This window comes from Candidatus Spyradosoma sp. SGI.093 (assembly GCF_050314555.1).
In the GTDB taxonomy this organism is placed as follows: domain Bacteria; phylum Verrucomicrobiota; class Verrucomicrobiia; order Opitutales; family UBA953; genus Spyradosoma.
Map to the genome: position 1 here is coordinate 463,605 of NZ_JBNPNH010000001.1, position 19,055 is coordinate 482,659.

The 19,055-nt window shown below is 64.6% G+C and carries 15 protein-coding genes; 9 read left to right on the plus strand and 6 right to left on the minus strand.

Annotated features, from left to right (window positions below; translation table 11 throughout):
• The first annotated feature begins 81 nt into the window (after positions 1-81).
• On the plus strand, positions 82-957 hold the full coding sequence (thiD, locus tag ACQREB_RS01950; RefSeq protein WP_427764645.1) for a bifunctional hydroxymethylpyrimidine kinase/phosphomethylpyrimidine kinase: 876 nt from the start codon (positions 82-84) through the stop codon (positions 955-957).
• Between the two features lie 239 nt (positions 958-1,196).
• A complete protein-coding gene (locus tag ACQREB_RS01955) occupies positions 1,197-1,721 on the plus strand; it encodes a ferritin (RefSeq protein WP_427764647.1) in 525 nt (174 codons plus the stop codon).
• Between the two features lie 78 nt (positions 1,722-1,799).
• Here ACQREB_RS01955 and ACQREB_RS01960 read toward each other — a convergent pair whose 3' ends face one another.
• On the minus strand, positions 1,800-3,206 hold the full coding sequence (locus ACQREB_RS01960; RefSeq protein ID WP_427764650.1) for an MBL fold metallo-hydrolase: 1,407 nt from the start codon (positions 3,204-3,206) through the stop codon (positions 1,800-1,802).
• 119 nt (positions 3,207-3,325) lie between these two features.
• Between ACQREB_RS01960 and ACQREB_RS01965 the strand changes: the two genes are divergently transcribed.
• Positions 3,326-3,796, plus strand: coding sequence for a molybdenum cofactor synthesis domain-containing protein (locus ACQREB_RS01965; protein WP_427764652.1), 471 nt, complete (start codon positions 3,326-3,328; stop codon positions 3,794-3,796).
• A 10-nt stretch (positions 3,797-3,806) separates the two neighbouring features.
• The gene (locus ACQREB_RS01970; protein ID WP_427764654.1) at positions 3,807-4,826 is read left to right on the plus strand and encodes a ferrochelatase; all 1,020 of its coding nucleotides are present in this window, start codon (positions 3,807-3,809) and stop codon (positions 4,824-4,826) included.
• Positions 4,827-4,893: 67 nt separating this feature from the next.
• Here ACQREB_RS01970 and asnS read toward each other — a convergent pair whose 3' ends face one another.
• Positions 4,894-6,285 carry an asparagine--tRNA ligase gene (gene asnS / locus ACQREB_RS01975; protein WP_427764656.1) on the minus strand — a complete coding sequence of 464 codons (1,392 nt, stop codon included), beginning with the start codon at positions 6,283-6,285 and terminating at the stop codon, positions 4,894-4,896.
• 30 nt (positions 6,286-6,315) lie between these two features.
• A complete protein-coding gene (gene queA, locus ACQREB_RS01980) occupies positions 6,316-7,428 on the minus strand; it encodes a tRNA preQ1(34) S-adenosylmethionine ribosyltransferase-isomerase QueA (RefSeq protein ID WP_427764659.1) in 1,113 nt (370 codons plus the stop codon).
• Positions 7,429-7,567: 139 nt separating this feature from the next.
• On the opposite strand from queA, the gene uvrA reads away from it, so the two are divergent.
• The 4 genes from uvrA (at position 7,568) to rsmI (ending at position 14,780) form a co-directional block, all read left to right on the plus strand.
• Positions 7,568-10,405, plus strand: coding sequence for an excinuclease ABC subunit UvrA (uvrA, locus tag ACQREB_RS01985; protein WP_427764662.1), 2,838 nt, complete (start codon positions 7,568-7,570; stop codon positions 10,403-10,405).
• Between the two features lie 175 nt (positions 10,406-10,580).
• Positions 10,581-12,287 (plus strand): 30S ribosomal protein S1, encoded by a 1,707-nt coding sequence (gene rpsA / locus ACQREB_RS01990; RefSeq protein WP_427764665.1) that lies wholly within the window; start codon positions 10,581-10,583, stop codon positions 12,285-12,287.
• Between the two features lie 92 nt (positions 12,288-12,379).
• Positions 12,380-13,996 carry a tyrosine-type recombinase/integrase gene (locus tag ACQREB_RS01995; RefSeq protein ID WP_427764667.1) on the plus strand — a complete coding sequence of 539 codons (1,617 nt, stop codon included), beginning with the start codon at positions 12,380-12,382 and terminating at the stop codon, positions 13,994-13,996.
• 28 nt (positions 13,997-14,024) lie between these two features.
• On the plus strand, positions 14,025-14,780 hold the full coding sequence (gene rsmI, locus ACQREB_RS02000; protein ID WP_427764670.1) for a 16S rRNA (cytidine(1402)-2'-O)-methyltransferase: 756 nt from the start codon (positions 14,025-14,027) through the stop codon (positions 14,778-14,780).
• Between the two features lie 79 nt (positions 14,781-14,859).
• Here rsmI and ACQREB_RS02005 read toward each other — a convergent pair whose 3' ends face one another.
• The 3 genes from ACQREB_RS02005 to ACQREB_RS02015 all read right to left on the minus strand — a co-directional run bounded on the left by ACQREB_RS02005 (position 14,860) and on the right by ACQREB_RS02015 (position 18,013).
• The gene (locus tag ACQREB_RS02005) at positions 14,860-15,753 is read right to left on the minus strand and encodes a PEP-CTERM sorting domain-containing protein (protein ID WP_427764672.1); all 894 of its coding nucleotides are present in this window, start codon (positions 15,751-15,753) and stop codon (positions 14,860-14,862) included.
• A 196-nt stretch (positions 15,754-15,949) separates the two neighbouring features.
• A complete protein-coding gene (locus tag ACQREB_RS02010) occupies positions 15,950-16,747 on the minus strand; it encodes a TatD family hydrolase (protein ID WP_427764674.1) in 798 nt (265 codons plus the stop codon).
• 81 nt (positions 16,748-16,828) lie between these two features.
• Positions 16,829-18,013 (minus strand): AGE family epimerase/isomerase, encoded by a 1,185-nt coding sequence (locus tag ACQREB_RS02015; RefSeq protein ID WP_427764677.1) that lies wholly within the window; start codon positions 18,011-18,013, stop codon positions 16,829-16,831.
• A 136-nt stretch (positions 18,014-18,149) separates the two neighbouring features.
• Here ACQREB_RS02015 and ilvE point away from each other — a divergent pair, with 136 nt between their 5' ends.
• Positions 18,150-19,019 carry a branched-chain-amino-acid transaminase gene (gene ilvE, locus ACQREB_RS02020; RefSeq protein ID WP_427764680.1) on the plus strand — a complete coding sequence of 290 codons (870 nt, stop codon included), beginning with the start codon at positions 18,150-18,152 and terminating at the stop codon, positions 19,017-19,019.
• The last annotated feature ends 36 nt before the right edge of the window (positions 19,020-19,055 follow it).

Consider the following 19,055-nt stretch of genomic DNA (forward strand, 5'->3'; position numbering starts at 1 on the left):
ACGTCCGCGCCTCCGTCGCGGGAACGCGCGGACGCGCGTTTTCGCTTTTTCGGAAGGCGGGAACGCGTTAAGCTCCGCGTCATGAAAACACGGAACGACGGCGCGGAAACGCGCGCGAACGAACTGCCCGTCGCGCTCACGGTCGCGGGCTCGGATTCCGGCGGCGGCGCCGGGATTCAGGCGGATCTGCTCACGTTCGCCGCGCACGGCGTCTTCGGCGCGACGGCGGTCGCCGCGCTCACCGCGCAGAATCCCGACGGCGTTTCCGCCGTGCGCGCCGTTCCCGCCGCCTTCGTGCGCGAACAGGCCGAACAGGTCGCGCGTTTCTTCCGGATCGGCGCGGCGAAGACCGGCATGCTCGCGAACGCGGAAATCATCGCCGCCGTCGCGGACTTTTTCGCCGCGCGGAGCGAAATAAGACTCGTCGTCGATCCCGTGATGATCGCGACGAGCGGCGCCGCGCTGATCGACGCCGAGGCGGTCGCGACGCTGCGGGAACGCCTGATTCCGCGCGCGGCGCTCGTCACGCCCAATCTCGACGAGGCGGAAACGCTGCTCGGCGAAAAATTCGCGTGGCGCGGGAACGCGGACGCGACGCCCGAGGAAATCGAGGCGTCCGCCGAAAAGCTCGCCGACGCGCTCGGCGTTCCCGTGCTGCTCAAGGGCGGGCACGGCGCCGGGAACGACGTGCGGGACGCGCTCGCTTTCCCGGAAAAATCGGAAGTCCCCCGCCGTCGCTCCCGGAGCTTCGTCCACGCGCGCGTCGCGGGAACGAACACGCACGGGAGCGGCTGCACGCTTTCCGCGGCGGTCGCGGCGAATCTCGCGTCCGCGCCGGAGTCCGACGTGGCGGAAACGCTCGGCGAAGCGGTCGCGCGCGCGATCGACTACGTTTCCCGCGGCATCGCGCGCCCGCTCCGCGTCGCCGGCGACCGCTTCATCGCGCACCTGCGCTGAGCGCAGGGACGCACGCGTCGCGGGAACGAAAAGGAGGGCAAGCGGGACGCTTACCCCTCCCCTGTTGAATTCGCGTTCATTCGCGGAAATTCGCAGTTTCAAAAAATCTGCGGAAATCTGCGTCATCTGCGGGAAAAATTTTTACGGGCGGATTTCAAAAGCGCCGCGGGAACGCGCCCACCGACGAGCGCATCAGAATTCTTGATTTTCTCCGAAAACGGGGCGACAATCTGCGGTCTATGATCAGTGAAAAAATCTCCGAAGCGCTCAACGAACAGTTGAAGTGGGAAATGTATTCGGCGAATCTTTACCTCGCCATGTCCGCGTATTTCGCGGACGTCGGCCTGCCGGGCTTCGCCAACTGGATGCGCGTCCAATACCAGGAAGAAACCGCGCACGCGCTGAAGTTCTACGATTTCGTGCTCTCGCGCGGCGGACGTTCGAAGCTCTCCGCGATCGACGAACCGCCGGCTCAGTGGGCGAACCCGTTCGAAGCGTTCAAGGCGACCGCCGAACACGAGGCGGAAGTCACCCGCCGCATCAACGAGCTCGTCCACCTCGCGAAAGCCGAGCACGATTTCGCGACCGACATCTTCCTGCAGTGGTTCGTGACCGAGCAGATCGAGGAAGAGGAAAACGTCAAGGCGATCATCGACCGCCTCAAGCTCGTCAACGGCGAAGGTCAGGGTCTGCTGATGCTCGACGCGGACGCCGCCGCGCGCACCTACACCGCGCCGCCCGCCAACGGCAATCCCGCCGCCTGAGCGCGCGCGTTCCCGTCTCACGCGAAAAGGCGTTCCCGCGAAACGAATCGCGGGAACGCCTTTTTTTCGTGCGGCGGCTCAGAGCATGACCGCTTCGCCGAGGCTCGGAATCGCGGCGCGGATTCCGAAGCGGACGTGGATTTTTTCCGCGAGCGCGGCGCGCTGGCGGGCTTCGCCGTGCATCACGACGACGCGCGGGCGCTTCTTCTTTTTCTCGCAGAGCGGCGCGAGCCATTTCAGCAGATCCGTCTGCCCCGCGTGCGCGGAAAATCCGCCCAGCGTGTAGACTTTCGCCGCGACGCCGATTTCCTCGCCGTAGATGCGGACGCGCTTGCGCCCTTCTGCGATCAGGCGGCCGAGCGAGCCTTCCGCCTGGTAGCCGCAGATGAGGACGGTCGTCGTCGGCTTCCACAGGTTGTTCTTGAAGTGGTGCAGAATGCGGCCGCCGTTGCACATGCCCGCTCCCGCCATGATGACGCAGGGGCCTTCCATGTCGTTGAGCGCGCGCGATTCCTCGCCCGTCTCGCAGATCTTCAGCGTCGAAAGCCCGGATTTGAGCCGGTTCATCTTTTCGACGTCGGAGGCTTCCTCGTCGTAGAGCTCGGTGTGCCGCTGATAAAGCCGGCTCGCCTTGATCGCCATCGGGCTGTCGAGGTAAACCGGAATCTTCGGCAGTTCGCCGTTCGAGAAAAAGCCGCCGAGATAATACAGCAGCTGCTGCGCGCGGCCGACGGCGAAGGTCGGGATCAGCACCTTGCCCTTGCGCGCGATCGCCTCCTGGAGCAGCTGGCGGAACTCGTTGACCGTCGCGTCCAGCGAGCGGTGATCGCGGTCGCCGTAAGTGGATTCCACGAACACGACGTCGAAATCGACGTCCGAGACCTTTTTGCTGTCGCGCAGAATCGGCATGTCCGCGCCGCCGAGATCGCCGGAGAACATCAGCGCCTTCTTCACGCCGACGTCGTTCACGAAGAGCTCCACGCAGGTCGAGCCGAGCAGATGCCCCGCCTCGACGAAGCGGAACTCCATGCCGGGCGCGATTTCCGTCGGCGCCTCGTAATCGACGGCCCGGAACAGCGGGAAGACTTTTTTGACGTCCTCCGTCGTGTAGAGCGGCGGCTTGGGCTTGCGCAGCGCGCGGGCGCGCTTGCGGTTCGCGCGGATCGCGTCCGCCTCCTGAATGTGGGCCGAATCCAGCAGAATCAGCTTCGCGACTTCGATCGTCGCCTCCGTCGCGTAGATGGGATTGGAGAACCCGGCTTTGACGAACAGCGGCAGACGGCCGCAGTGATCGAGATGCGCGTGCGTGAGCACGACGGCGTTCAGACGGCTCGGATCGAGCCCTCCGGGAACGCGATTGGCGGATTCGCTGAGCGTGAATCCTTGGAAAATCCCGCAGTCGACCAGGATTTTCGCCCGTTTTGTTTCAACGAGATAACAGGAGCCGGTTACGCCACCGGCAGCGCCGTAGGGTATAACTCTCATAAGCGATTACCGAGGATACCCGGAATTTCCGAAAAGGAAAGCCTAAAATACGGGCGCGGCGGCGGCCGCGAAAAATCGCAATTTACTATTCGGGCAAAACAAAACATTATCCCGCGATTATGTTAAGAATCGGAAGACTGACCATTTGCGACCGCACGCTCGCCGGCATCACGCCGGACTTGAGCGGCAAGGAAATCGAACGCATGCTCAGCGACCTGCTCGGCGAAGACGTCACGTTCGTCTCGCGAATCGTCGGGCACGACCGCAACCGCATCGCCGACGCCATCCGCAGTCTCGTGGACGACGAACGCTGCACGCTCGTCCTCACCGCCGGCGGCACGGGTCCGGCGCGCCGCGACGTCACGCCGGAGGCGACGCGCCTCGTCATCGAAAAGGAGCTTCCCGGCTTCGGCGAGATTCTGCGCATGAAGTATTACGAAACGACGAAGACCGCGGTGCTGCTGCGCGTCGCGGCGGGCATCCGCTCGCACGCGCTCATCGTCAATCTGCCGGGGACGCCGGAGGGCATCCGCTCGTCGCTGGAGATTCTCGGCCCGGCGATCTACGAGTGCATCATGCACGTCCGCTGAGGCTCCGCCGATGCCGGAAACGCCGTTCCCGCCGCGCGCCGTCGTGCTGCTCGCTCTCGGGACGCCGCGCGACGCGGGCGTTCCCGCCGTGCGCCGTTTTCTGCGGGAATTTCTGAGCGACCGCCGCGTCGTCGCGCTCCCGTGGATTCTGCGCAAGGCGCTCGTGGAGCTGGTGATTCTGCCGCGCCGCGCCGCCGTCGCCGCCGCGCGCTACCGCAAGATCGAAACGCCGCGCGGCATGCCGCTCGCCGTCTTCACGGAGGCGCTGCGGGAACGCGTGCGCGCGGCGCTCGGCAACCGCGTTCCGGTCTTCGCCGCGATGCGCTACGGCGAGCCTTCGGCGGAAAGCGTCGCGCGCGAAATCGCCCGGCTCGGCGTCCGCGAAGTCGCCGTGCTGCCGCAGTTTCCGCAGTACGCGGAATCGTCTTTCGAGACGGCAGTCGCACATTTTTCCGACGCGCTGAAACGCTTCGCGCCGCGGGCTCGCGCGCGCGTCGCGGCGCCTTTTTACACCGCGACGGGCTACGTCGAGGCCGTCGCGGAAACGCTGCGCGGCTTCGTCGGCGAGGGCCGCGATTTTCTTTTTTCCTTTCACGGCGTTCCCGTGAAATCGCTCGTCCGCGTCGCCCGCGGAAAGCGGCTCGCCTGCAATCCCGCGCGCGCGGAATTTTCCGAAAAGAACTGCGTCGCCTGCGCGGCGGCGGAGAAATGCTATCGGCGGCAGTGCTTCGCGGGCGCGGCGGCGATCGCGGCGGCGGCGGGCATTCCGCGGGAACGCTTCCGCGTCGCGTTTCAGTCGCGCTTCGGCGGAGGCGCCTGGCTGCTTCCCGCGACGGCGGACGAAAAAATCTCCGACGCGACCGTCGTCGTCGCTCCCGGCTTCACGGCGGACAATCTCGAAACGCTGCTCGAACTGCGCGAGCTCGGCGCGGGAACGCTCGCGCCGTGCCTGAACGACTCGCCGCGCTTCGCGGAATTTCTTGCCCGCGAAGCCGAAAGCCTTTTCGCGGGCGAAGACGCGCAGACATAAAAAATTACGCTTCGGAGCGTAACGCCTCGAAGCGTAATTTTCGGGGACGCGTTCCCGCGGAGGGCGCTCAGCGCGCGCAGCCGGGCGTGCGCGGGAACGGAATCACGTCGCGGATGTTGCCTTCGCCCGTGACGAACATCAGCATCCGCTCGAAGCCGAGCCCGAAGCCCGAATGCGGCACGCTGCCGAAACGGCGCAGATCCGCGTACCAGCCGTAATCCTTTTCCGAAAGCCCGTGTTCGCGCATCGCCTCGAGCAGCTTGTCGAGCCGTTCCTCGCGCTGGCTGCCGCCGACGATCTCGCCGATGCCGGGCACGAGCAGGTCCGCCGCCGCGACGGTCTTCCCGTCGTCGTTCCGGCGCATGTAGAACGGCTTCGCCGCGCGCGGGTAATCATAAACCGCGACCGGCGACCTGAAATGCTTTTCCGTGAGGAAGCGCTCGTGCTCGCTCTGCAGCGCCTCGCCCCAGACGGGCTCGAACTCGAATTTTTCGCCGGACGCGCGCAGGATTTCGATCGCCTCGGTGTAGCTCACGCGCACGAACGGTTTTTCGAGCACGTGCGCGAGGCGTTCCCGCAGCCCTTTGCTGACGAATTTGTCGAAGAACGCGATTTCGTCCGGGCAGTTTTCGAGCACGTCGGCGATGAGGTGCTTGATGAACGCCTCGGCGACGTCGATGTCCTCGTGAATGTCGCAGAACGCCATCTCCGGCTCGATCATCCAGAACTCGCTGGCGTGGCGCGACGTGTGCGAATTTTCCGCGCGGAACGTCGGGCCGAACGTATAGACGTTCCCGAGCGCGCACGCGAGCGTCTCCGCCTCGAGCTGGCCGCTGACGGTCAGAAAGGACTGCCGCGCGAAGAAATCCTGCGCGTAGTCGATTTTCCCTTCGGGCGTCTTCGGGAGCGCGTCGAGCGGGAGCGTCGTCACGCGGAAAAGCTCGCCCGCGCCCTCGCAGTCGCTCGTCGTGATGAGCGGCGTGTGCACGTAGGCGAAGCCGCGCGCCTGGAAGAAATTGTGCACGGCGTAGGCGAGGCGGGAACGCACGCGGAACATCGCGCCGAAGCGGTTCGTGCGCGCGCGCAGGTGCGGAATCTCGCGGAGGAATTCGACCGTGTGTCCCTTCTTCTGCAGCGGGAACGTCTCCGGCGAAGCACCGACGATCTCGAACGCCGTCGCGCGCAGCTCCCAGCTCTGCCCCTGCCCCTGCGAAGGCACGAGCGCGCCGCGCACGGCGACCGCCGCGCCCGTGAGCGCGCTCTTCACCGACGCGTAGCCCGCGCAGGCGGCGTCCACGACGCACTGCAGATTCTTCTGGCACGAGCCGTCGTTTATTTCCACGAAGGAAAACGTCTTCGAGTCGCGGCGCGTGCGCACCCAGCCCCGGACGAGCGCGTCTTCGACGGGAGCGCTCGCGGCGAGCGCGGTTTTCACGGAAATTTTTCGGAATGTGTTCATGAGTGAAAAAAGTTGCGGGAACGGCGCGCGTCACAGAATCAGCATCGCGTCACCGTAGCTGTAAAAACGATAGCCGCGCGCGACCGCCTCGGCGTAGATTTCCTTGAGCCAGGCGATTCCGCTCATTTCGCCCGGCGCGAGAAACGTCGCGACGAGGCACATCAGCGTCGATTTCGGCAGGTGGAAATTCGTGATCAGCGCGTCCGCGCCCGAAATCGTCTGCGGCGGATAGACGAAGAGCCCGGCGCTCGCGGCGACGTTCCCGCGCGCGGGAATCAGCGGATCGCCGGCGGCGCGACGGCGCGCGAAATCCTCCATCGCGCGCAGGCTCGTCGTGCCCACGGCGAGACGCGGCGAGCGCGCCTTGTCGACGATTTCGAGCTGCTCCCGCGTCGCCGCCGGAATGACGTAAAATTCCTTGTGCATCGGGTGCGCCTCGATCGTCGCGGATTTGATGGGCTGAAACGTGCCCAGGCCGATGTGCAGCGTCAGATCGAACTGCGGCACGCCGCGGGAACGCAGACGCTCCAGCAGAACTTCGGAAAAATGCAGTCCCGCCGTCGGCGCCGCGGCGGCGACCGGCTCGTCGCGCCGCGCGTAGACCGTCTGGTAACGTTCCTTGTCGAGCTCGGAAAAATCCTTGTCCTTCGGGCGGGCGCGCGTGATGTAGGGCGGGAGCGGCAGCGCGCCGATCTTAGCCGCGACGTCGAGCACGTCGCGGAGCGGCGGGAACACGTCGAACTCGACGAGATATTCGCCGCCGCCGTCCTCGCAGTCCTCCTTCGCGATCACGCGCGCACGATAGACGCCCTCGACGCCGAACGCGCCCGAAGCCGCCTTTTTCCCCGGCTTGAGCAGACACCACCAGCGCGTCGGCGTTTCGCCCGGGCGCAGCAGCAGGCACTCGACCTTCCCGCCGGAGCCCTCGCGCACGCCGGGCAGGCGTGCCTGCAGCACGGCGGCGTCGTTGCGGAACATCCGCGTCCCCGCGGGAAGCAGATCCGGCAGATCCGCGAAAACGCAATGGCGCAGCGTTCCCGAAGCGCGGTCGACGACGAGCAGGCGCGAATCCTCCCGCCGCGCGGCGGGCGTCTGCGCGATCAGGCGCTCGGGCAAATCGTAATCGAAGAGTTCCGTGTCCATGCCGAAAAAAACGTCCGCCTACTTTCCTCTCAATTCGCCTCGAACTCAACATGGAAAAACGCCCGCCGCTCCGCGCGCGGAGGGGTGAGCGGGAAAAATTTTCGTGTTCATCGGGGGCGGGGCGCGTTATCTTGGGCGCATGAACAGCTCCGAACCGGCAGAAATTCACGTCAAGGGCGCGCGGGAACACAATCTGAAGAACCTCGAGATTCGGATTCCGCGCGGCAGGCTCGTCGTCGTCACGGGCGTCTCCGGCTCCGGCAAATCCTCGCTCACGTTCGACACGATCTACGCCGAGGGCGCGCGGCAATACCTCGAAAGCCTCTCCGCGAAAATGCGCGCGAATCTCGACCGGATTCCGCGCCCCGACGTCGATTTCATCCACGGGCTCTCGCCCGTCATCGCGATCGAGCAGCGCACGGCGGCGAACGGCAATCCGCGCGCGACGGTCGCCACCGCCACGGAAATCGCCGACTACGCGCGCCTGCTCTGGGCCGTCGCGGGAACGCAGTTCTGCCCCGACGACGGCGGCAGAATCACGCGCCGCACGCTCGACGACTGCGTCGAGCGGCTCTGCGCCCTGCCCGCGGGAACGAAGCTCGCGCTCGGCGCGCCCTACGCGAAGATCCGCCGCGCGATGCTCGCCGACGAGACGGAGAACCTGCGCCGGCGCGGCTTCCAGCGCATCCGCGTGGACGGCGAGATCTTCGACCTCGACGACGCGCTCCCGAGCTTCGGGAAGAAAGCCGAGCTCGCGCTCGACGTCGTCGTCGATCGGCTCGTCGTTTCCGCCGGCGCGCGTTCCCGCCTCGCGGACTCGCTCGAACTCGCCTTCCGCGAAGGCAAGAACCGCGCGTTCGCCGTCGTGCTCGGCGGGAGCGACGACGCGCGCGAGATCCCGCTGCGCCTCGATTTTTCCTGCGAACTCTGCGGAAAGACCTACGACGCGATTTCGCCGAAGAACTTTTCCGAAAGCCGCCCCGACGGCGCCTGCCCCGTGTGCGGCGGGCTCGGCGAACTGCCGCGTTTCCTGCCGGAACTCGTCGTTCCCGACCCGAAAAAATCGCTGAAGGACGGCGCGATCAAGCCCTGGCGCTACGGCTCGAAAAAGATGATCACGCAGCGCGCCGCCTGGCTGCGCCAGCTCTCGGAGCAGGCGCCGTTCCCGCTCCGGACGCCGTGGGAGGAGCTCGACGCGGGAACGCGCGACCTGATTCTGCACGGGAGCGGCGCGCGCGAATTTCTGCTCAAGACGGGGCGGCGCAAGCCCGCGATGCGGCCGTTCGAAGGCGTGCTCGCGGATCTCGAAAACACGGCGCGCACGACGTCGAGCCTGCTCCTGCGCACGCGCCTGCTCGCGTTTCAGCACGCCGCGCCCTGCCCGGCGTGCGGCGGTCTGCGGCTGAATCCGCGCGCGCTCGCCGTGAAGCTCGCGGGAAAAAGCATCGGCGAATTTTTCCGGATGAGCGTTCCCGAGGCGCTCGCGTTCGTACGCGCGCTGAAGGGCGTCCCCGCCGTCGAGCCCGCGGAGGAGGCGCGCGCCGGGCTCGAAAAACGCATCGAGTTTCTGGATACGACAGGGCTTTCCTATCTCTCGCTCGACCGCGCCTACGCGACGCTCTCCGGCGGCGAAGTGCAGCGCGTGCGGCTCGCGGCGCAGCTCGGGCTGGGACTCGTCGGCGTCACCTACATTCTGGACGAGCCGAGCATCGGGCTGCATCCCGCGGACCACGCGCGCCTCATCGCGCAGCTGCGCGACCTGCGCGACCGCGGGAACAGCGTCGTCGTCGTCGAACACGACCGCGACACGATCCTCGCCGCGGACCACGTCGTCGAAATCGGGCCCGGCGCGGGAACGCGCGGCGGCGGACTCGTCTTTTCGGGCACGCTCTCGGAGTGTCTCGCCGAGGGAAAATCGCTCACGGCGCGCTTTCTGAACGCGGCGCCGGAGGAGCGTTCCCGCGAAATCGCGGCGGCGTTCCCGCGCGTCGAGCCGAAGGATTTTCTCGTCGTGCGCGGCGCCTCGGAAAACAATCTGCGCGGCGTGGACGCGGCGTTCCCGCTGGGCGCGCTGACCGTCGTCTGCGGCGTTTCCGGCTCGGGGAAATCGACGCTCGTGAACGCGATTCTGGGCAACGCCGCCGCGCGCCGGATCAACCGCGCCAAATGCGTTCCCGGCAGGCACGCGGGCATCGACGGGCTGGAACGATTCGAGGGCTTCGTGCGCATCGACCAGTCTCCGATCGGGCGCTCGCCGCGCTCCAATCCCGCGACGTTCACGGGCGTCTTCGACCTGCTCCGAAAAATCTACGCCGCGACGCCGCTCGCGAAAATGCGCGGCTACGACGCGGGGCGCTTTTCCTTCAACAAACGCGGCGGCCGCTGTGAAGCCTGTCAGGGCGAAGGCCAGGTGCCGCTCGACATGCAGTTCCTCGGCGAAACCTGGGTCGAGTGCCCGAGCTGCCGCGGCGCGCGCTACAACCGCGAGACGCTCGAAGTGCTCTTCAAGGGAAAAAACATCGCGGAAACGCTCGACATGACCGTCGCCGAAGCGAAGGAATTTTTCCGCGCGCAGCCGGGCATTCTGAATCTGATCACGACGCTCGACGAAGTCGGGCTCGGCTACCTCAAGCTCGGCCAGCCCGCGACGACGCTTTCCGGAGGCGAGGCGCAGCGCCTCAAGCTCGCGCTCGAACTTTCCAAAAAGAAAAAAGGACCGACGCTCTACCTGCTCGACGAGCCGACCACGGGGCTGCACTGGAGCGACGTGCGCCTGCTGCTCGCCCTGCTCTTCCGCCTGCGCGACGCGGGGCACACGCTCGTCGTCATCGAGCACAACAGCGACGTCGTGCGCTGCGCGGACTGGCTTCTCGAGCTCGGTCCCGGCGGCGGGAACGCCGGCGGCTCGCTGATTTTCGCGGGAACGCCCGACGCCCTCCGCGCCCGCGGCGACACGCCCACCGCCCGCTTCCTGTGATTTTCGCCCGCGGGAACGCGTCTTTTTTCTTGGAAAGGGGCGGGCGTTCGGTCATGATTGATTTTCCTTTTGCGGTTCGGGCGGGTGCCCGTTCCCGCGAAAAAGGAACAACGACAACCATCAACCCTGCGAGGGACTTCCCGTTCCCGCAGACACAGAAAGAAGAACAGTACAAATGTCCTCCATCATGGAACAGCTGCTCGCCGAAAACGCCGGCAGCCTCAACTCCCTCATTCCCGGCTCGATCGTCAAGGGCACGGTGATTGAAATCCGCGACAACAACGTCGTCGTCGACATCGGCGGCAAATCCGAAGGCGTCGTTCCCGCGAGCGAATTCGCCGACGTCAGCGAAATTCAGATCGGCGACGAAATCGAGGTCTATCTCGAAAAGGCGGAAGACCGCAACGGCGCGCCCGTCATCTCCTACGACAAGGCGCAGCAGAAGAAGAATTGGGAAACGATCGTCGCCGAGTGCAAGGAAGGCTCGGTCATGCCCGGCCGCGTGAAGGCGAAGGTCAAGGGCGGGCTCATCGTCTCGATGGGCATCGACGCGTTCCTGCCGGCCTCGCAGATCGACGTTCAGCCGCCGAAGAATCTCGACCAGTACATCGGTCAGACCTACGACTTCAAGATTCTCAAGATCAATCTGGAGCGCAAGAACCTCGTGATCTCGCGCCGCGAGCTCATCGAAGAACAGCGCAACGAAAAGCGCCGCGCGCTTCTCGAAGAAGTGAAGCCGGGCGACGTCCGCCGCGGCGTCGTGAAGAACATCACGGACTACGGCGCGTTCGTCGATCTCGACGGTCTCGACGGCCTGCTCCACATCACGGACATGAGCTGGGGCCGCATCTCGCACCCGAGCGAAGTGCTGAAGGTCGGCGAAGAAATCGACGTGATGATCATCGAAATCGACCGCGAGCGCGAACGCGTTTCGCTCGGTCTCAAGCAGTGCACGCCGAACCCGTGGGATTCGATCGAAAAGAAGTACCCGGTCGGCTCCAAGGTGCACGGCAAGGTCGTCAACCTCGTTCAGTACGGCGCGTTCGTCGAGCTTGAACAAGGCGTCGAAGGCCTCGTCCACGTCACGGAGCTCTCCTGGACGAAGCGCATCACGAAGCCGTCCGACGTGCTCAAGATCGGCCAGGAAGTGGACGCCGTCATCCTCGGCATCAACAAGGAAGAGCAGAAGATCTCGCTCGGCATCCGCCAGCTCGAACAGAACCCGTGGGAAATGGTCCGCCACAACTACCCGGTGGGCGCGCGCGTGCACGGCAAGGTGCGCAACCTGACGACGTTCGGCGCGTTCGTCGAGCTCGAGGAAGGCATCGACGGCATGGTCCACGTCTCCGACATGAGCTGGACGCGCCACATCAACCACCCGGGCGAAATGCTCAAGAAGGGCGACGAAGTCGAAGCCATCGTTCTCGACGTGGACGCCGACCAGCAGCGCATCGCTCTCGGCATCAAGCAGACGCAGGACGACCCGTGGGACGAAATCGACCGCAAGTTCCACATCGGCGACATCGTCACGGGCAAGGTCTCCAAGATCGCGAACTTCGGCGCGTTCGTCGAACTCGCGGACGAAATCGACGGTCTCGTCCACATCTCGCAGATCAGCGAAGAGCGCGTCGAAAAGATCAAGGACGTGCTCAAGCTCGGCCAGGAAGTCACCGCCCGCGTCATCAAGATCGACAAGGACGAGCGCCGCATCGGTCTCTCGATCAAGGCCGCGAACTACGACCCGGCTCAGCTCCAGGCGGAAATCAGCGCCTACGAGCGCGTCCGCGGACCGTCGTCGGAACGCAGCAGCGCTCCCGCGACGATGTCCACGAGCACCGGCGGCGATTTCGCGAACCTCGGCGACATCCTCGACAATCTCTGATTCGAGAATCGCCTTACCGGCACGAAAGGGCGTTCCCGCGCGGGAACGCCCTTTTTGTTTTCTTCGTTGTCTCCGTTTAATCTTTGCGGCCTATGAAAAAGACAACGAACATATCGACAACGCAGGACGAAATCGTCGCCGTCCGGCAGCTCCTCACGAAGTCGAATCTCGGCCTTCTGGACTCGGTCCGCCTCGCGATCGAGCTTCACGAAAGCGCCGGGAAGAATCTGTGCCTCAACTCGCTCCGCAAAGTGATCCGTCTCGGCGTCGAGGCGATGAAGCGCGAACGCGCGAGCGTGACGACGGAGAAGCTCTACGAGATCTTCTGTTCCGACCGCTCCGACCTGCGTTCCCGCACGCTCAGCGACTATCGCCACGTCTGGCGGAAAATCCAGACCCGCTTCCCGGCGTTTCTCAAACGCAAGGCCCGGTCGATAGATCCGGAGGACATGCGGGAAATCCTGCTGACGGGCTTCCGCACGCCGCGCCAGCAGTGCAAGGCGCGCTCGATTCTGCATTCGCTTTTCACCTACGCGGAACGGCGCCGCTGGATCACGAACAATCCCGTCACGCCGATCCTCATTCCCCGGGTGCGGGAAAAGGAAATCGTCCCGCTTTCGCTCGCGGAAATCCGGCGCCTGCTGGACTGCGTCCGCACCTGGGAATCCGGCTCGTGCGCGCCCGCCGCGGGGCTGATGCTCTTCGCCGGAATCCGCCCGCGCGAAGTCGAACGTCTGCACTGGCGCGACATCGACTTCGAAGAGAACGTGATCAGCATCCGCGCGATCAACTCCAAGACCGGCGGCACGCGGCACGTGACGATCTGCGCGCCGCTCCGCGCGCTGCTGCTCGAAAGCGTGCGCAAAAACCGCGAACGCGCCCACCCCGACGCGCCGATCGTGCCGCCGAACTGGGAAACGCGCTGGCAGCTCGTCCGCCGTTCCGCCGGTTGGAACGCGACGACCAACGTCTGGCGCCAGGACGTACTGCGGCACACCTTCGCGAGCTATCACGCCAAATTCTACCGCGACTACCACCTGCTCCAAAGCGAGATGGGACACGCCAACGCCAACCTGCTCCGCACGCGCTACATCTCGATGCTCGGCATCACGCGCGCCGCCGCCGAGAATTTCTGGACGCTGGACGTGCTGGGCGACGGCGCGAAACAGGTCGTCGCGACGCGGCAGTTTCAGGCGCCGCTCCCGAGTTCGCGGCCGGAGCCCCCGCGGAAACCGAAAGCGAAAACGCGCCGAAAGACGAAACCGAAGCAGCCGAAAGCGCCGCGCTTCCGCTTCCAGCTGCGCGCGTTCCCGCCGATGCTCACCTGCGCCGAACCGCGACCGCCCGCGCCTCGGGACGAAGGAACGCGGATTCCCGACGAAAAACCGAGCGCCGTTCCCGCGCCGGAGCCGCCGACGACGCCCCCGTCCCCGCAGACGCCGCCGGAAACACCGCCGAGCGCGACGCCGTTCCGTTTCGAGCTGCGCCCGTTCCCGCCGGCGCTTCCCTGCGCCGAAACGGAATTCTTCCGCACGTCGGAAATCCTGCGCGACGTCTCGAAGGGCGGCTTCATCGAACTGCCGTGGCTGCCGCCGGCGGACCTCTTTCCGCCGCCGCCCCCGCCGCTTCCGCCCGACGTTCACCCGCTCCCCTTCGAGCTGAACCCGCCGCTGGCGCTGGTCCGCGGCGGCGCGAATTTCCGTTGCTAAAACTCCGCGGGAACGCTGCAATGAATCCATGGAAAACGCTTCCGAATCCGTTCCCGAAAATCCCGCCGCCGACGCGGACGCCGCCGTTCCCGCGACGGGCGCGCCGCGCCTCAGCGTCGTCGCCACGCCCATCGGCAACCTCGCCGACCTGTCTCCGCGCGCGCGCGAAACCCTGCTCGCCGCCGACTGCATCGCGTGCGAGGACACGCGGACGACCGGGAACATGCTCCGCAGATTCGGCATCGAGCGCCCGCTCATCGCCTACCACGAACACAACGAGCTCGCCTCCGCCGCCGGCATCGCCGCGAAGATCGAGGCGGGCGCGCGCGTCGCGCTCGTCTGCGACGCGGGAACGCCGACGCTCTCCGACCCGGGCTTCCGCGTCGTGCGCGAATGCCGCCGACGCGGGCTCGCCGTCGAACCCGTGCCCGGCCCCTGCGCGCTGATCGCCGCGCTTTCCGCTTCCGGGCTGCCGACCAACGCCTTCGCCTACCACGGATTTCTCCCGCCGAAGACGGCGGCACGCCGGCGTTTTCTCGAAGAAAACCGCGACTCGAAAATCACGCTCGCCGTCTACGAATCCTGCCACCGCATCCGCGCCTTCGCGGAAGAAATCGCGGACGTGCTCGGCGGCGCGCGCGTCGTCTGCTTCGCTCGGGAACTGACGAAGCTTCACGAAACCGTGCTCACGGGTCCGATCTCCGAAGTCCTTCCTCGCCTCGTCGGCAAAAATCTCAAGGGCGAATTCGTCGTCCTCATCGCCCCGCCGGACTTCGCGCTCTAATCCGCCCGCGGGAACGCGGAGAAAAACAAAACGGGACAGGCTCCTCGCCCTGTCCCGTTTTTTTGAAACCGGCGCGCGATCACCGGCGACGTCTGCGGCGCATTCCCGCCAGCGCCAGCGCGAACGCGCCCGCGAGCAGCCCGAACGCCGACGGCTCCGGAATCACCGTTCCCGTCGTCGTGACGGACACGTTCGAAAGCGTGATGCCGCCCGTAGAAGTCGTAGGCGCTCTGATGCCGAGAACATCGAACGTCTTAATGTCCGTTTCGAAAGAAATCGTCTGCGCGGCGGCACCGTCGAAAGCGACCGAAAAATCTAGGCCGGTTTCCGTCTTTTTCAGCTCCAAGGAAACATTGTACGCAGAATTCGCGGACGGTTCGGAAAACGCCGAAGTGAAATCGGTGTTTTTTTGCTGTGCCCCGGAAGAAGTGGACAAAAAAGCCGTGTTCGACGCCGCGTTCGTCCGAAGATACGCAGTCGCACTGTTCGCGGAAACTCCGGTCATGCCGCCTGTTGCCGTTCCCGTCACACTTTTTTTGGAGACGGTTCCGTCCGTTTTCGTCGTCTCACTGTAATTCTCCATCGACGAAACATCCGTTCCCGATTGATAGGTATGCGTCAACATTTGGGATTGTGCGCATAATCCACTATTGAAAAGACCAATGAAAAATTTTCCGCCGCTGGCAATTGTTCCGAACGTGAATGTCCCGGAAAAAGTCAGCGTGTCTCCGACGTCAAGTTGGACAGAATCGAAGTACGCCCACAAGTAGCCGGTGTTGTCAACTTGAGAAAACCGGATGTAATCAACGCCGTAAGTGTAAGTGATATTAGCCTTGCTGTAATAGCCGTACCAATTTTCGGGGTCGTAGTAAGTCGCGGAATCGGAGATGTCGATTGCCGCGTGGGCGGCTGGGGCGAGCGTTCCCGCGAGCAGAACGAGCGCGGTACGGGTGAGGGTTTTCGTCGTGATCATGGAGCTTTTTGTTTTTGGGGTTAAAAAGACGTGAGGACGGCGATACGGCGGGAAGTCACGAGCGAGGCGCGACGGAAGCGATATCGGTCTCTTGTTGACTCCAAAAATCAGAAAAAACGCGTTCCCGCGCAAGACAATTTTTCGCGTCCGGCGATTTTCATCGGAACGCGGCGACGGGAAATCGCGCGGGCGCGGCTCAATTCGGGAGCGAGAAGAACGCGCGGGCGTTTTCCGTGGTGCGGGCTTCGATTTCTTCGACGGGAACGCCGAAGAGCTCCGCGGCGAATTCCGCCGTGCGCCGCAGAAAGGCGGGTTCGTTGCGCCTGCCGCGGTGTTCGCAGGGCGCGAGGTAGGGGCAGTCCGTCTCGAGCATGAGCTTGTCCAATCCCTGCGCGAGCGCGGCTTCGCGCACCCGGGACGCGCTTTTGTAGGTGATCGTTCCCGTGAACGAGGCGCACCCGCCGCGGGCGTTCAGTTCGCGCACGGCGTCGGCGTCTTCCGCGAAGCAGTGGAAGACGACCTTGCGCCAGTCCACGCCGCTGCGGTCGATCGCCGCGACCGTCGCCGCGAACGCGTCGCGTGCGTGCACGATGACGGGCAGTCCCAGCGTCTTCGCGAGCGCGAGCTGGCGTTCGAAGACTTCGAGCTGCGCGCGGCGGACGCGTTCGGCTTCCGCCGGGTCTTTCGGCATGTAGTGTTCGTCCAGCCCGATTTCGCCGACGGCGACCGGCGCGGGAACGTCGCGGAAGAACGCGGGAAGCGCGGCGAGCTGCGCTTCGAAGTCGTCGCCGACGTTGCCCGGATGCAGCCCGACGGCGTGGAAGATTCTGCGCGGGAACGCCGCCGCGAGATCGCGGTAGATCGGCCAGTCGGAGGCGTCCGTTCCCGCGCAGACGAACTGCCCGACGCCGGCGGCTTCGGCGCGCGCGAGCACGGCGGCGAGCTCTCCGCTCCTGAAAAACGTATCCGGATGGCAATGACTGTCGATGAGCATGGGCGTTTCGCGCGGGTCGTCGGTTTCAAAAAGGAAAGGCGGCAGGGCGACGCGCCGTGCCGCCTTTCCTCCTCGGGCGTCTCAGGCTTCGTTCGCCAGCATTTCGAGCTGGCGCCAGCACTGGTAGAGCCCGCGCGGCACGTGGAAGCAGCCTTTCCATTTTCCGCCCTTGAGCGAGAGCAGCGGCTCGCCGCGGCGGTTCAGATAGCCGAACCATTCCGGATATTTTTCGTCCTTGAAGTGCGACCACGCGTAGGCGTGAACGCGCTCGAACCATTCCCAGCATTTCGGGTTCTTCGTGAGGCGGTAGCCCTTGAGCAGCGCGATCAGCGTCTCGATGTGCACCCACCACAGCTTCTGATCCCATTCGAGCTGCTGAAGCGGACGGCCGAGCCGGTCCATGAAATAGAAGATGCCGTCGTACTTTTCGTCCCAGCCGTATTCGAGCGCGTTGAGCGAGATCTTCACCGCCTTTTCGATGAGCTCGGGACGGTTGAGGCGCTCGCCGAGATCCATCATGAACCACGTCGATTCGATCATGTGGCCCGGGTTGAGCAGGCGACCGTCCATGTTGTCCGCGAGCGTGCCGTCGGAATTGAGGTGTTCGACGATGAGCCCCGGCCCGACTTCGGGACGGTAAAATTCGTCCATGACCAGGTGCACGCTCTTTTCGATGGCGTTCTTGAGGAACTCCGGCTCGATGAGCGGCTCGATTTCGAGCGCGAGATTGCAGACGATCATCGGGAGCGCGAACGCCTTCATCGGCCGCGCCTTCGGCGAAGCCTTGCTCCAGCGGCCCTTCGGATTGTCGAAGCGCGCGACGACGCGGTCGAACGCCTTTTTCGCGATTTCGGCGTACTCGCGGCTGCCCGTCGCGATGGAGAGCTGGCCGAACGCCATCGCCGCGAACGTGTTGGAGAAAATGTTGTAGGGTTCGACCTGCGGCGTGCCGTCGCGGGAAAGCGAGAAGTAGAAATTGTATTCGCCGTCGTGCCCGTGTTCCCGCAGAAATTCGGCGCCGAGAATCGCGGCGTCGAGCCATTCCTGCTTCTTTTCGAGATGATTGTAGAGAAAGGCGAACATCCAGACTTCGCGTCCCTGCAGCCAGACGAATTTGTCCGTGTCGAAGACGGTGCCGTCGCGGTCGAGGCAGGTGAAGTAGCCGCCGAACTCCTTGTCGAGCGATTTTTCAAGCCAGAACGGGATGACGTTGTCGAGCAGCTCCGACTTGTATTGTTGAGCGAGTTGTTTGAATTTTTCTTTCATACGTTGCCGAAAATTATTTCACAAAAACGGAAAAAGTGAAGCGCGAAGCGGAAGTTTTTCCCCGGACGGCGGCGGCGCACCGTCCCAAATTTCAATTTGCGTTCCCGCGGGGCGAGTGTTTCCATTGAACCCACTTATGGAAGTTTACATCGACGGAAAATTCTACAAAAAAGAAGACGCCAAGATCTCCGTCTTCGATCACGGCCTGCTCTACGGGGACGGTCTCTTTGAAGGCATTCGCGTCTATGACAACTGCATTTTCAAACTCGACGAACACCTCGAGCGCATCGAATATTCGGCGAAGGCGATCGCGCTCGATCTGCCCTGGTCGCGCGAGGAGCTCGCGCAGGCGCACATCGAGGCGTGCCGCCGCAACGGCGTCGCCAACGGCTACATCCGCTCGGTCATCACGCGCGGCGTCGGCGACCTCGGGCTCAGCCCGCGCAACTGCTCGAACCCGTCGCTCATCATCATCGCGGACAAGATCAAGCTGTATCCGGCGTCCGTTTACGAAAACGGCATCAGGCTCATCACGGTGCCGACGCGCCGCATGAGCGTCGCCGCGCTCCCGCCGATGGTGAAGTCGCTGAACTATCTGAACAACATTCTCGCGAAGATCGAGGCGCTCAACTGCGGCTTCGACGAATGCCTGTTGCTCAACGACCAGGGCAACGTCGCGGAATGCTCCGGAGACAACATCTTCATCATCCACAAGGGCAAGCTCATCACGCCGCAGCCTTCGTCCAGCCTGCTCAAGGGCATCACGCGCTCGGCGACGATGGAATGCGCGGAAGAGCTCGGCATTCCCGTCGTCGAGACGACGCTCACGCGCTACGACATTTGGAACGCGGACGAGGCCTTCCTCACGGGCTCGGCGGCGGAAGTGATCCCGGTCGTCGAACTCGACGGGCGCAAGATCGGCTGCGGCAAGTGCGGCCCGCTCACGGCGAAGCTGCTCGAGCTTTTCCGCAGGAAAGTCCGCACGGACGGCGCGATGATCGCGTAAAAGCCTTCGCCTTCCGAAAGCGTTCCCGCGGAGAAT

Excerpts from the sequence above, each read along its gene's own strand:
- ACQREB_RS01955 (WP_427764647.1), top strand. The coding sequence starts at position 1,197 with ATGATCAGTGAAAAAATCTCCGAAGCGCTCAACGAACAGTTGAAGTGG.
- ACQREB_RS02015 (WP_427764677.1), bottom strand. The coding sequence starts at position 18,013 with ATGAAAGAAAAATTCAAACAACTCGCTCAACAATACAAGTCGGAGCTG.
- ACQREB_RS02010 (WP_427764674.1), bottom strand. The coding sequence starts at position 16,747 with ATGCTCATCGACAGTCATTGCCATCCGGATACGTTTTTCAGGAGCGGA.
- ACQREB_RS01965 (WP_427764652.1), top strand. The coding sequence starts at position 3,326 with ATGTTAAGAATCGGAAGACTGACCATTTGCGACCGCACGCTCGCCGGC.
- asnS (WP_427764656.1), bottom strand. The coding sequence starts at position 6,285 with ATGAACACATTCCGAAAAATTTCCGTGAAAACCGCGCTCGCCGCGAGC.
- ACQREB_RS02005 (WP_427764672.1), bottom strand. The coding sequence starts at position 15,753 with ATGATCACGACGAAAACCCTCACCCGTACCGCGCTCGTTCTGCTCGCG.
- rsmI (WP_427764670.1), top strand. The coding sequence starts at position 14,025 with ATGGAAAACGCTTCCGAATCCGTTCCCGAAAATCCCGCCGCCGACGCG.
- ACQREB_RS01970 (WP_427764654.1), top strand. The coding sequence starts at position 3,807 with ATGCCGGAAACGCCGTTCCCGCCGCGCGCCGTCGTGCTGCTCGCTCTC.
- uvrA (WP_427764662.1), top strand. The coding sequence starts at position 7,568 with ATGAACAGCTCCGAACCGGCAGAAATTCACGTCAAGGGCGCGCGGGAA.
- thiD (WP_427764645.1), top strand. The coding sequence starts at position 82 with ATGAAAACACGGAACGACGGCGCGGAAACGCGCGCGAACGAACTGCCC.
- queA (WP_427764659.1), bottom strand. The coding sequence starts at position 7,428 with ATGGACACGGAACTCTTCGATTACGATTTGCCCGAGCGCCTGATCGCG.
- ACQREB_RS01960 (WP_427764650.1), bottom strand. The coding sequence starts at position 3,206 with ATGAGAGTTATACCCTACGGCGCTGCCGGTGGCGTAACCGGCTCCTGT.
- ACQREB_RS01995 (WP_427764667.1), top strand. The coding sequence starts at position 12,380 with ATGAAAAAGACAACGAACATATCGACAACGCAGGACGAAATCGTCGCC.
- rpsA (WP_427764665.1), top strand. The coding sequence starts at position 10,581 with ATGTCCTCCATCATGGAACAGCTGCTCGCCGAAAACGCCGGCAGCCTC.
- ilvE (WP_427764680.1), top strand. The coding sequence starts at position 18,150 with ATGGAAGTTTACATCGACGGAAAATTCTACAAAAAAGAAGACGCCAAG.